General features: G+C 55.6%; 5 protein-coding genes and 3 rRNA genes. 6 read left to right on the top strand and 2 right to left on the bottom strand.

Going from position 1 to position 12,859, the window contains the following annotated elements; genetic code table 11:
* Window positions 1–292 precede the first annotated feature (292 nt).
* Complete coding sequence (locus CAQU_RS12045) at window positions 293–1,507, top strand: IS1249 family transposase (RefSeq protein WP_075724299.1); 1,215 nt, start codon at window positions 293–295, stop codon at window positions 1,505–1,507.
* A 136-nt stretch (window positions 1,508–1,643) separates the two neighbouring features.
* On the opposite strand, the gene CAQU_RS12040 is transcribed toward CAQU_RS12045, so the two are convergent.
* Complete coding sequence (locus CAQU_RS12040) at window positions 1,644–1,847, bottom strand: heavy-metal-associated domain-containing protein (RefSeq protein ID WP_075728073.1); 204 nt, start codon at window positions 1,845–1,847, stop codon at window positions 1,644–1,646.
* 574 nt (window positions 1,848–2,421) lie between these two features.
* Between CAQU_RS12040 and trxA the strand changes: the two genes are divergently transcribed.
* Both trxA and CAQU_RS12030 read left to right on the top strand, forming a co-directional pair.
* A complete protein-coding gene (gene trxA, locus CAQU_RS12035; RefSeq protein ID WP_075728071.1) occupies window positions 2,422–2,796 on the top strand; it encodes a thioredoxin in 375 nt (124 codons plus the stop codon).
* Between the two features lie 430 nt (window positions 2,797–3,226).
* Window positions 3,227–4,099, top strand: a complete 873-nt coding sequence (locus CAQU_RS12030) for a PspA/IM30 family protein (RefSeq protein ID WP_211276118.1) — start codon at window positions 3,227–3,229, stop codon at window positions 4,097–4,099.
* A 162-nt stretch (window positions 4,100–4,261) separates the two neighbouring features.
* On the opposite strand, the gene CAQU_RS12780 is transcribed toward CAQU_RS12030, so the two are convergent.
* Window positions 4,262–5,950 carry an NYN domain-containing protein gene (locus tag CAQU_RS12780; protein WP_075728069.1) on the bottom strand — a complete coding sequence of 563 codons (1,689 nt, stop codon included), beginning with the start codon at window positions 5,948–5,950 and terminating at the stop codon, window positions 4,262–4,264.
* Window positions 5,951–7,312: 1,362 nt separating this feature from the next.
* On the opposite strand from CAQU_RS12780, the gene CAQU_RS12020 reads away from it, so the two are divergent.
* From CAQU_RS12020 to rrf, 3 genes are all read left to right on the top strand, one after another.
* A 16S ribosomal RNA gene (locus tag CAQU_RS12020) occupies window positions 7,313–8,839 on the top strand.
* Between the two features lie 442 nt (window positions 8,840–9,281).
* Window positions 9,282–12,371: ribosomal RNA gene (locus CAQU_RS12015) — 23S ribosomal RNA — on the top strand.
* Between the two features lie 144 nt (window positions 12,372–12,515).
* Window positions 12,516–12,632, top strand: a 5S ribosomal RNA gene (gene rrf / locus CAQU_RS12010).
* The 16S, 23S and 5S rRNA genes sit together here, the layout of an rRNA operon.
* The last annotated feature ends 227 nt before the right edge of the window (window positions 12,633–12,859 follow it).

The raw sequence follows: 12,859 nt of genomic DNA, 5'->3' as shown, positions 1-12,859 counted from the left end.
CAAGGCGGTGTCTTACACACGCACTGTCACTCCCTAGCCTGGCATAAGAAGCACCCGATGCCATCGAGGGGGACATGGTTTGTGTGGGCTGGTGGTTGTGGCGCATAGCGAAGCAGCCCGCAGCTCACGGGGTGGGTGTGAGTTGGGGCTATAGGACAAAAAGTGTGTCTGTAAGTACGTTTTTTTAGGTGCTGACCTGCGATAAAGGCGTTTTTCATCTCCTGACAAGGAGCTAAACCAGCCTCAGGTCAAATATCCCCGTTTTTCAAACAACATGTGGTATGCGGGGTAAATGCCAACATCACCTACTTGCCCCATCTGCCAATCACCCACAAAGAAAAACGGCTCAACCAGCAAAAACCGCCAACGATGGCGCTGCAAACACTGCGGACACTCCTTCACACAAACAAATACAGCCCACACACAACTCGTTCGCTTCACACTGTTTTTGTCCTGGGTCCAATCCACCCAATCACTGGCAGACTTCGCCCGCCACCACCAACTCAGCCGACGCACACTACAACGCTGGTTCGAACCTTTCTGGCTCATCCCCATCCCCACCCCCACAGGCGACAACAACTACGACGAACAAGTCTTTATCGACGCCACCTACTTCAACAAACAGCAATGCCTGCTCATCGCATCAACCACCAACAAAGTACTGACCTGGCACTGGTCGCACAGCGAAAACACCCGGGCATACCAACACCTCCTCCACCGAATCCAACGCCCCCGACTGATCACCACAGATGGGTGCAATGCCGCACTATCAGCAATCAACGACGTCTTCCCAAACGATCCAGCCACCCCACAAGCCCACACCCACATCCAACGCTGCCTGATCCACATCAAACGCAACGTCCAGCGATACGTCACAACACGCCCCCAATCCAACTGCGGCAAAGCCCTACGCGCCCTATCGCTAAAACTGCTGAAAGTCACCAACAACCAACAAGCAGCACAATGGGTCACTCTCTTTCACCAGGTCAGCAACCAATACCGCGACTGGCTGGATGAAAAAACCTACATCGACAGCTGCCCCAAAGTGCTTATCCCCAACAACAAAAGGAAAAACAAGCACTACTGGTACACCCACGACCGTGCACGCAGCGCCCACCGCATCCTGATGGAACAAACCCGGCGAAACCACCTGTTCGCCTTCATCGAACAATCCATCGCGGTCATCGGCACAGACACCGACAGCCCCGACACCATCTACGAGGCGATCTACCAATCCAGCACCAACAGCCTAGAAGGCGGCATCAACAGCCCCTTGAAAGCACTGCTGCACGCACACAGAGGACTACCCGCAGAACGCCAAAGAAAACTCTGCGAATGGTGGCTGCTAAGCAGAACGAAAAAGCCTGGCGACCTCATAGAAATCGCCAGGCAACACGACTTCGGGACTCACGAACTCGCCAAAGTTAAAACAGTCACCGAAGCACTAACCGACAGCAACCCCACTGGAGCTCCTGCCGAATACGACACCGGTATCGACACCGGCTAGACCCACTCTATAGGAATCCGAAAAGGCCAACCCCGCTAAAACCGGACACACTTTTTGTCCTATATCCACGACACGCCGTGCAGACACACATTTTGTCCTATAGCCCGTGAGTTGCGGGCTGCGGGGGTGAGTGCTGTTAGGACTCGTCGAGTTCGAAGCCGGCTTCCTTGATGGCGGCTGCGATGTCGATGTCGGAGACGTCCTCACCGGATACGGTGACCATGCCGGAGGGAACATCGATGTTGACGACCTGGGCGCCGACGATCTCTTCGATCTCTTCCGTCACGCTCATGGCGCAGTGGTCGCAGGTCATGCCGTTTACTTTGTAGTTCTTAACCATGTCACAGATGCCTATTCTCGTAGTGGATAGTGGGCTTCGCTGATGTGTAGATCTCTTCCCACAGGCTGTGGTCAGAGCGCCGAAGCGTTGAATACCGCTGCGGTATCGGCAAGGGAGGAAACCCATTGCGGCTGAAGAACTACGAACCTCACAACTTCACCCTTTTTAGGGGTGGATTGGGGGTTGTCGATTGTTCAGCGGCAACACGATATAACACCCAACCGTAGTTAGCTATTTCGCCCCTGTCTTTAGCCCCGCACCATAAATGCTGAATCTGTGATGTGATTTTCGCCCCTTTCCGCAAAAGTAGCCCTTTAACTGCAGCGATGCGTTTCATTTTCGGGTTGGATGGGGGTTGGCTTGGGCGGTTTTATTGGCGGTAAACCCTTTGTGGGGAATAGAAACTTTGCGTGTTCTGTTGACTGCTCATGAAGGCAGCACGCCTGATAAAAACCACATGTGCTTGTCGATCTTCGCCCGAAGTGGAGGCGTCGTCGGTAGGCTGTGGGCAATCCCGCGGGTGCTTAGGCGCCCCGGACTTAGACAAAGCGATACGCAAGGAGTTTGAGAAACCATGGCAACGATCAACGTCACTGAAGACACTTTCCAGGATCTTGTTACCAAGGAGGGCATTGTCCTCGTCGACGCGTGGGCTTCCTGGTGTGGCCCGTGCCGCCAGTTCGGCCCCATCTTTGAGAAGGTCTCTGACGCGCACCCGGAGGCAACTTTCGCCAAGCTGGATACCGAGGCGAACCAGGGTTTGGCTGCTGCTCTGCAGATCCAGTCCATTCCCACCTTGATGGTGTTCCGCGATGGCATCCTGGTGTACCGCGAGGCTGGCGCTCTTCCGGCTGCTGCACTGGAGGATTTGTACTCCCAGGTGGCGGCCCTTGATATGGAGGATGTGCGCGCTCAGATTGCTGCGCAGCAAGGCGATGAGCAGGCCTAAGTTTTGGCTGGCCGTGGGGCTGGAGCCTGAGCTTCGGTCGTGCGCGGTGTGCGGGTTTTAGTTTGCGCTTTCGCCGCTGTCGGGCTTTTCCCCGGTTGGGGTGGAGTTCTAAAGGTTTGTTCTTAGGCCCGCGATGAATGATGAATGAGGCCACAGCTGTTTGTGCTGTGGTGTTCGACTGGCTCCCCTCGGGTTTTCCCGGGGGGAGTTTTTTATCTGTACTGGATTTTTTGTGGCTTATGTCGCACTGGGGGGTGTGTTAGCCCTTTCACCCCATGCCATTAGTGGCTAAGGTTGTGATGTAGAAAGTGCTGCACAGTTTCAGCGCTGCCAACCATAGTTTTGTGGTTGGGGCGTTGCGGGCTGGGTGGCGTGACCGTGATCCGATGCACGACGCTTTTGAGGGAGTTTCCTGCTGAAGTTGTTTGTCGTGCACGAGCCGCTCCTGCCGCGTTTCGCGGAGGGGCAGAAGGCGAGCATCCTTATGCCGAACCCGTTCGTCAAGGGCTGGAAGTACCTGACTGCTGCTATGGAGCAGGCGATCGACGAGAACGCTTCTCCGGAGGTGCAGATTTCGCAGGCGGTTAGTGCTGCGAAGGCTCAGCATCAGAAGATTTTCGATCAGGCCGCCGTGATGGCGGGCAATCGTCATCAGCTGGAGATGAAGCTGGATCGTATGCGTGCTGATCGTGATCGGCTTGAGGATCAGGCTCGTCAGGCTTTGAATGCCGCTGATCAGGCTGCTGCCAGTGGGGATGAGTCGAAGTCTGTGGATTTGGCGCATACTGCGGAGATTTTTGCGTCTCAGTTGGTCTCTGTGGAGCAGCAGCTTGAGGAGACGGTGGCTGCGCATAAGGCTGCGGTCTCTGCTGCCGAGCAGGCGCAGAAGCAGGTGGCGGAGTCTGATGCCCGGTTGAAGGAGACTTTGGCTGAGGCGGAGAAGCTGCGTGGCCAGGTGACTCAGGCCAATATGCAGGAAGCGACGATGGCGGCTGATGATCGTATGCAGCAGCTCAGCGTCGATGATTCGGTTCCGACGTTGGATTCGGTGCGTGCGAAGATTGAGGCTCGTTACGCTAACGCTTTGGGTGCCCAGGAGCTGGTGGAGTCCACCATTGGTGATCAGATGGCGGGCATTGTGAAGTCGGGTAATGATTTGAAGGCTTCGGCTCGTTTGGAGGAGATTCGCGCTCAGCTGGGTGCGGCTAAGGCCGGCGAGTTGACTTCTGGTGCCGGCAAGGATGGTGCCGGGGTTGAGGACGCTGAGGTTGAGGAAGATTCCGAAAGCACCGATAAGAAGTAGTTTTTTGCCCGCTGGGTGTGACCGAGCGGTGTGGCCCCACACGTTTGTCGCGTGTGGGGCCACGTGTCTTTGGGGCTTATTCCGGGCTTGGGCTGCTGATAGGAGTTGGGGCCTGCCGACGTGGGTTGTCGGCAGGCCCCAGCTTGTGCGTTGGTTCGTGTGTTAGTTGCTGTCCCGGTGGAGGAGGACTGCTCGAATACCGGAGTGGAATCCGTCGCGTAGTGCGACGCGTTGGGATTCGTTGAGCGTGTATTCGTGGAGGGTTTCGCACGCGAATTGCAGTAGCGGGCGGTCTACTTCGGGGGGTAGGCCACCGCCGCAGAGGAGGTGTGCGTTGTCGCGTTGTTCGGCGGTGGCGGCGTTGGTGTACCACCAAGTCGCGTACTGTTGTCCCACGTCGTAGGGTGTTTGAAACCCGGCGGAGGCCCATACCTCATTGGGGAGGGGGACGTAGCGGGACCGCAGTTTGCGGCGGGGGGCCATCATGGAGGGGCTGGGGGCCGGCTTTTTGGGGGCCGGTTGGGTTTCGCGCTCGTCATCTGCCACGGCATCGGGTCGAGTGTTTTCGGAGTCGTTCATCGCGAGATGACGCTCTTGCTCGTGTTTGGTGTCTTGGGAGATGGAGTCTCGGGCGCTGGGGCTGTTGACCGGCTGGTCGGGTTTGCCCGGCATGGTGGGTTCGCCCCGGGAGACGGAGATCCGTTCGACGACGGTTTCTTCTTCGGCGCGGATGCCGTTGGAGTCGGCGCGCACCGAGAGGCGGGTTTGTTGCGCGGTGACGGACATGCTGCGGGAGGCGGCGGTTGCCGGTGTTGGCGCGGGTTTTGGTCGCGCGGCGGCAGCGTCTGCTGCCTGGGCCCCGGCGGCTGCGGGGCCGGTGGGCTGTTGCGCGGCCAGGGTGGCTGGGCTGGGCGGCGTCGGTGTTTGTGGCGCGGCGGGGCTGGCCGTGTTTTCGCCGTTGTCGCCCTCCTCCTTTTCGGATTCTCCTGCTACACCGGGGTCGGTAGCTGCGGCTGCTGCGGGGCCCTCGGAGGCGGCTGCCTGGTTGTTGGCATCACTGGTATCCGAAGGGTTTGCGCTGTTCTCGACCGCGTCGGGTGCGATGTCTTGCGCTTGCGATTGTTCGCCACTGCCGGAGTTGGAAAGTTCCTCGCTAGTGGTGTCGGCTTCGCAGCTATCAGCGTCGGACTGTTCGTCCTTTTTGTCCGGTTTGGGAACCAGGGAGGGAACGGAGGTAGGCCCGACCTCGTCAATGGGTTCTGCATCGCCGATCGGTTTTGTTGGGATGTTCGGCGGTAGCGGTCCTTCCAGGACCTGCAGCTGCATGCAGTCGCGGAAGTCTTCGCGCGGGTCGAGGATCATCGTGGAATCGCAGGCGTGGCGCAGTGCGGAGGACATGGAGTCCCAACCGAAGCCGTAAAGATGCACGCGAATGCCGGCTGCTGTTGCTTCCTGCACGCCGGGGATCATGTCGGCGTCGCCGCTGACCAGGACGATATCGCTGCATTGGCGGCGTAAACCTGCGACCACCATGTCGGCCACTAGGCGGGTGTCGACGGCTTTTTGGGTGCGTCGTTCGCCCCATTCGATGAGCTGCCCAGCGCGGAGTTGGACGCCATCACACGTGCGCAAGGCCCGCTGATAACGGTGCGGGCCAGAGTCGGGGATGCCGTCGTACCAGAGTTGGCGTTGGATTGGTTGTCCGAGTTGTTCTTCGATCATGCCGCCTAAGGTGGCGACGACCGCGGGTAAATCGATTTCTAGTTGGGCTCGTGCTCCTGTTGCCCATGAGTTGTAAAAGCTGGCAAGCAAATAAGAGGTATCGACGTAAACCTGTGTGCGTTCAAGCATGGCTCCTATGTATCCGTTTCAGTTAGGTTCTAAATAATCAGTTGTGTTCTACAGTGTGCCTGAAATCCGGCATCAGCGCACTGGGGTTGAGGGGTGCTGAAGAAACTTCACAGAAGATTGGGCGTCTTCTGGCAGGCGAGGGAAGTTTTTGGTCAGCCTTTTCAGCTTGTTGTTGTGGGCGTCGGCGGCAATAAGGGTTGGGAAACGTGGGAAAGTGGCCTTCTAGATGAGTGCGTGGGTCCGCGTGAATCAGCGTGGATTCCGCAATTCACAGCTCCCAAGGCGACTAAAACGGCTTGGCGGTTCCGGCAATAGATGCAGTGCTTTCAGATGCAATGTTTACGGCTTTGCGCCACTAGCTTCCTCCGAGGGGAGATCCTTGGAAGCGCGCGAGGTTCTCAGTCCTTCCAAGTCCTATGAGATCTATGTGTCTTTAGGTGCAGGCCCTGACACGCCCAGGTGGCCGCACAAGCACGGCGGGGGACTACAGCAGCACCAATAAGACTGCCTTCGGAAATTAGGAAGTTATGGGGTGCGGTACTCAGCTAGCGCGGGCAAGCACGGGCACAGGGGTGGGGATGATGCGGGTATCTAGGGGGATGACGAAGCATTGAAAGAGTGCTGTGAAACAGTGGCAGCGCATTAGGGGCTGGGGTGATTAGTGAAGGCGCCCGAAAGACAAGCAGCTTTAAGGGAAGAATCCTGCGTTGAGAGCCAAGGCATTCAACGAACTAGCGGGAGGGCGGCATGCAGGTCTGGGATATAGACGCGAAGCAGCCAGGGGAAAAGGCGGTTGAAGCGAAGTGCGCGTTAAAAACACGCAAACAACACTTAAACGAGGAGCTAAAAAATGCGCTTTGACCTGCAGAGTTGTGTAGTTGCCTGGAGGTGTGTAACTTATAACGAGTCAGCGCGACCGACAACGCCCCGGCCAAGAGCTTGAGTGGCGGTAAGAAAACAGCCTGACGAAATCACGCCAAAGAACAGCAAGTAGCTGATTAACACAAGCTACTAGTTGACTTTGTGCGCACGATGTTTGAGAACTCAATAGTGTACCAATGTACTTGTTTTTTACAGTTGGTCTTTTCATGTGTGTGCTGTCGGGGGCTGCTTGTCCCTTTAACACCACTGTTTTTGTGGTGACAGTTTTTTCATGTGAACGGATTGACAGGTTTTGTAGAAAATTTGTTGCCGGGCCCCGCTTATCCCCGTCGGGATGGGGTCTGGTTTTTGTTCATGTAATTTTTGGATTCAACAACATTAGAACATGATGCGCAGTTTTTTGTGTGTTGTGTGCTGGTTGTTTGTTTTGTTCAGGTTTTGGACTCTTGCACTTTGATTAGTGGATTTTATGTCTGATTTTTTGTGGAGAGTTTGATCCTGGCTCAGGACGAACGCTGGCGGCGTGCTTAACACATGCAAGTCGAACGGAAAGGCCCAAGCTTGCTTGGGTACTCGAGTGGCGAACGGGTGAGTAACACGTGGGTGATCTACCCTGAACTCTGGGATAAGCCTGGGAAACTGGGTCTAATACCGGATAGGACCGCACTTTAGTGTGTGTGGTGGAAAGTTTTTTCGGTTCAGGATGAGCCCGCGGCCTATCAGCTTGTTGGTGGGGTAATGGCCTACCAAGGCGTCGACGGGTAGCCGGCCTGAGAGGGTGTACGGCCACATTGGGACTGAGACACGGCCCAGACTCCTACGGGAGGCAGCAGTGGGGAATATTGCACAATGGGCGCAAGCCTGATGCAGCGACGCCGCGTGAGGGATGACGGCCTTCGGGTTGTAAACCTCTTTCGCGAGGGACGAAGCTAGCTTGCTAGTGACTGTACCTTGATAAGAAGCACCGGCTAACTACGTGCCAGCAGCCGCGGTAATACGTAGGGTGCGAGCGTTGTCCGGAATTACTGGGCGTAAAGAGCTCGTAGGTGGTTTGTCGCGTCGTCTGTGAAATTCCGGGGCTTAACTCCGGGCGTGCAGGCGATACGGGCATAACTTGAGTGCTGTAGGGGAGACTGGAACTCCTGGTGTAGCGGTGAAATGCGCAGATATCAGGAAGAACACCGATGGCGAAGGCAGGTCTCTGGGCAGTAACTGACGCTGAGGAGCGAAAGCATGGGTAGCGAACAGGATTAGATACCCTGGTAGTCCATGCCGTAAACGGTGGGCGCTAGGTGTAGGGACCTTCCACGGTTTCTGTGCCGTAGCTAACGCATTAAGCGCCCCGCCTGGGGAGTACGGCCGCAAGGCTAAAACTCAAAGGAATTGACGGGGGCCCGCACAAGCGGCGGAGCATGTGGATTAATTCGATGCAACGCGAAGAACCTTACCTGGGCTTGACATATACAGGATCGCTGCAGAGATGTAGTTTCCCTTGTGGCTTGTATACAGGTGGTGCATGGTTGTCGTCAGCTCGTGTCGTGAGATGTTGGGTTAAGTCCCGCAACGAGCGCAACCCTTGTCTTATGTTGCCAGCACGTTATGGTGGGGACTCATGAGAGACTGCCGGGGTCAACTCGGAGGAAGGTGGGGATGACGTCAAATCATCATGCCCCTTATGTCCAGGGCTTCACACATGCTACAATGGTCGGTACAACGCGTCGCGAGCCTGTGAGGGTGAGCTAATCGCTGAAAGCCGGCCTCAGTTCGGATTGGGGTCTGCAACTCGACCCCATGAAGTCGGAGTCGCTAGTAATCGCAGATCAGCAACGCTGCGGTGAATACGTTCCCGGGCCTTGTACACACCGCCCGTCACGTCATGAAAGTTGGTAACACCCGAAGCCAGTGGCCCAACCCTTGTGGGGGGAGCTGTCGAAGGTGGGATCGGCGATTGGGACGAAGTCGTAACAAGGTAGCCGTACCGGAAGGTGCGGCTGGATCACCTCCTTTCTAAGGAGCATTATTATTTTGCTGGTTGCACACCGGCCGGCACTGTTTTGTTGGTGTTTGGTTTGTTTGTTGTGTGTGACTGTTTGATTTTTTTGACGTGGAAGCACACGTTTATTGCATGGTGAAGACGCTGTAGAAAACCTTTGATTTGTATGTTGGTGCACTGTTGGGTGTCTCGGGCATTTGTGCTCGTGTGTGACGCCTTGCTGGTGGCTGTTGTGGCGCAACTGTGTTGTGCTGTGGTGGTTGGTGGTGGGGTGTGTGTTGTTTGTGAACTGTATAGTGGACGCGAGCATCAAACGGTTGATGCGCATGGCCTTGTAATGGTTGTGTGTGTTGGTTGTTTTGTATGTAATTTCTTATATTCTTTTTGTTTGCTGCCAGCACGCACTACTTGTTGGTGTGTGTTGGTGATTGTCAAGTATCTAGTGACCATTTTTTGTGTTGTGTGTTGTAAGGGCACACGGTGGATGCCTTGGCACACTAAGCCGATGAAGGACGTGGAAGGCTGCGTTAAGCCTCGGGGAGTTGTCAATCAAGCGTTGATCCGAGGATGTCCGAATGGGGAAACCCGGCCGTCGTTATGGGCGGTCACCTGCATCTGAATACATAGGGTGTGTGGAGGTTACGCGGGGAAGTGAAACATCTCAGTACCCGTAGGAAGAGAAAACAATAGTGATTCCGTTAGTAGTGGCGAGCGAACGCGGATGTTGGCTAAACCATGTGCGTGTGATACCCGGCAGGGGTTGCGTGCGTGGGGTTGTGGGAGCAATGTTTCTAAGGTCTGCCGGTCTTAGCTTCTGTGTGCGCGTGTTAGTGGAAGTGGTGTGGAGTCGCCTACCGGAGAGGGTGAGAGTCCCGTACATGAAAGCATGTCGCGATAGTTGTTGTTGTTTCCCGAGTAGCAGCGGGCCCGTGAAATCTGCTGTGAATCTGCCGGGACCACCCGGTAAGCCTGAATACTTAGTGTGACCGATAGCGGATTAGTACCGTGAGGGAATGGTGAAAAGTACCCCGGGAGGGGAGTGAAATAGTACCTGAAACCGTGTGCTTACAATCCGTCAGAGCCTCTTTTTGGGGGTGATGGCGTGCCTTTTGAAGAATGAGCCTGCGAGTCAGCGGCATGTGGCGAGGTTAACACGTTGTGTGGTAGCCGTAGCGAAAGCGAATCCTAACGAGGGTGATGTTTTAGTTGCATGTCCTGGACCCGAAGCGGGGTGATCTACCCATGGCCAGTGTGAAGCAGAGGTAAGACTCTGTGGAGGCGCGAACCCACTTAGGTTGAAAACTGAGGGGATGAGTTGTGGGTAGGGGTGAAAGGCCAATCAAACTCCGTGATAGCTGGTTCTCCCCGAAATGCATTTAGGTGCAGCGTCGTGTGTTTCTTGCCGGAGGTAGAGCTACTGGATGGTTTAGCGGGACCAACATCTTAGCGACATCAGCCAAACTCCGAATGCCGGTAAGTGAGAGCACGGCAGTGAGACTGCGGGGGATAAGCTTCGTAGTCGAGAGGGAAACAGCCCAGATCGCCGGCTAAGGCCCCTAAGCGTGTACTAAGTGGAAAAGGATGTGGGATCGCGAAGACAACCAGGAGGTTGGCTTAGAAGCAGCCACCCTTGAAAGAGTGCGTAATAGCTCACTGGTCGAGTGGTTCTGCGCCGACAATGTAGTGGGGCTCAAGTACACCGCCGAAGCCGCGGCACTCCAACACTTGTTGGGGTGGGTAGGGGAGCGTCGTGCAGCGTGTGAAGTCGCCGGGTGACCGAGTGGTGGACGCTGTGCGAGTGAGAATGCAGGCATGAGTAGCGAATGATGAGTGAAAAACTCATCCGCCGGATGACCAAGGGTTCCTGGGTTAAGCTAATCTTCCCAGGGTGAGTCGGGACCTAAGGCGAGGCCGACAGGCGTAGTCGATGGACAACGGGTTGATATTCCCGTACCCGTGCACATGCGCCCATGGTGAATCATTGATACTAACCGCCCATAATCATGATGATGCTTTCTTTGATTGTGTTGTTGTGTGCGTGCGTGGGACCTGATGTGGTAGTAGCCAAGCGATGGTGTGACGCAGAAAGGTAGTTGAGCCACTTATTGGATTGTGGTGTAAGCGTGTAGCCCGCAGACTAGGTAAATCCGGTCCTGCATTGTGGGTGAGGCGTGATGCGTAGCCCTTTTGGGTGAAGTTGATGATCCTCTGCTGCCGAGAAAAGCATCTAGCGATGTGTGTGTATGGCCCGTACCCCAAACCGACACAGGTGGTCAGGTAGAGAATACTAAGGCGATCGGGTGAACTGTGGTTAAGGAACTCGGCAAAATGCCCCCGTAACTTCGGGAGAAGGGGGGCCACGGCGGGTGCCGTCCTTTTGCGGGATGGTTGCGTGTTGTGGCCGCAGAGAATAGAGGGAAGCGACTGTTTACTAAAAACACAGGTCCGTGCGAAGACGATAAGTCGATGTATACGGACTGACGCCTGCCCGGTGCTGGAAGGTTAAGAGGACCTGTTAGACCCCTTTTGTGGGTCGAAGCGGAGAATTTAAGCCCCAGTAAACGGCGGTGGTAACTATAACCATCCTAAGGTAGCGAAATTCCTTGTCGGGTAAGTTCCGACCTGCACGAATGGCGTAACGACTTCCCTGCTGTCTCAACCACAGGCCCGGCGAAATTGCAGTACGAGTAAAGATGCTCGTTACGCGCGGCAGGACGAAAAGACCCCGGGACCTTCACTATAGCTTGGTATTGGTGTCTGCTACGGTTTGTGTAGGATAGGTGGGAGACTGTGATCGCATCACGCCAGTGGTGTGGGAGTCGTTGTTGAAATACCACTCTGATCGTAGTGGGCATCTAACCTCGGCCCATGATCTGGGTTAGGGACAGTGCCTGGTGGGTAGTTTAACTGGGGCGGTTGCCTCCCAAAGAGTAACGGAGGCGCCCAAAGGTTTCCTCAGCCTGGTTGGCAATCAGGTGTTGAGTGTAAGTGCACAAGGGAGCTTGACTGTGAGACTGACAGGTCGAGCAGGTACGAAAGTAGGGACTAGTGATCCGGCACCGGCTTGTGGAAGCGGTGTCGCTCAACGGATAAAAGGTACCCCGGGGATAACAGGCTGATCTTCCCCAAGAGTCCATATCGACGGGATGGTTTGGCACCTCGATGTCGGCTCGTCGCATCCTGGGGCTGGAGTAGGTCCCAAGGGTTGGGCTGTTCGCCCATTAAAGCGGCACGCGAGCTGGGTTTAGAACGTCGTGAGACAGTTCGGTCTCTATCCGCCGTGCGCGTTGAAACTTGAGAAAGGCTGTCCCTAGTACGAGAGGACCGGGACGGACGTACCTCTAGTGTGCCAGTTGTCACGCCAGTGGCATGGCTGGTTGGCTACGTACGGAAGGGATAACCGCTGAAAGCATCTAAGCGGGAAGCCCGTTTCAAGATAAGGTTTCGTTATTAGGTGCCCTAGAGACTATGGGGTTGATAGGCCAGATCTGGAAGCACAGTAATGTGTGGAGGTGACTGGTACTAATTCACCGAACACACCACACAAAACACCCTGATTGTTGGGTGTGTGGTGGTTGTCTAGAACTGCTTGATAATCAGCTTAAAAAGCGTAACAACAAAGAGAACATATAGGTTCGCGTCCACTATGCAGTGTTAGAAACAGCACACGTGTCACACAGTGTTGATTGTGTCGGTGGTTTTAGCGGTGGGGGAACGCCCGGTCCCATTCCGAACCCGGAAGCTAAGCTCACCTGCGCCGATGGTACTGCACACGGGAGTGTGTGGGAGAGTAGGACACTGCCGACCTAAACTTGAATAATGATGATGAAGCCCCCCAGGCTTGTCACCCAACAGTGGTGATAGCGTGGGGGGCTTCACCCATACCCAAAGGGGATCGGGGGAAGGCTCCAAGGATCGTTGCAGCTGCCAGGGGGTTATCGGGGACTATCGGTTGCCCGGTGCAACCAAGCAACGGCGGGGCGTCTTAGCTGTGGGGGTTTCGGTTCGTCGTTTATTGCCTATCTCGGGTGCTG

This window comes from Corynebacterium aquilae DSM 44791 (genome assembly GCF_001941445.1).
In the GTDB taxonomy this organism is placed as follows: domain Bacteria; phylum Actinomycetota; class Actinomycetes; order Mycobacteriales; family Mycobacteriaceae; genus Corynebacterium; species Corynebacterium aquilae.
This window is presented reverse-complemented; position numbering and strand designations above follow the sequence as displayed.

Excerpts from the sequence above, each read along its gene's own strand:
- CAQU_RS12040 (WP_075728073.1), bottom strand. The coding sequence starts at position 1,847 with ATGGTTAAGAACTACAAAGTAAACGGCATGACCTGCGACCACTGCGCC.
- trxA (WP_075728071.1), top strand. The coding sequence starts at position 2,422 with ATGGCAACGATCAACGTCACTGAAGACACTTTCCAGGATCTTGTTACC.
- CAQU_RS12780 (WP_075728069.1), bottom strand. The coding sequence starts at position 5,950 with ATGCTTGAACGCACACAGGTTTACGTCGATACCTCTTATTTGCTTGCC.
- CAQU_RS12045 (WP_075724299.1), top strand. The coding sequence starts at position 293 with ATGCCAACATCACCTACTTGCCCCATCTGCCAATCACCCACAAAGAAA.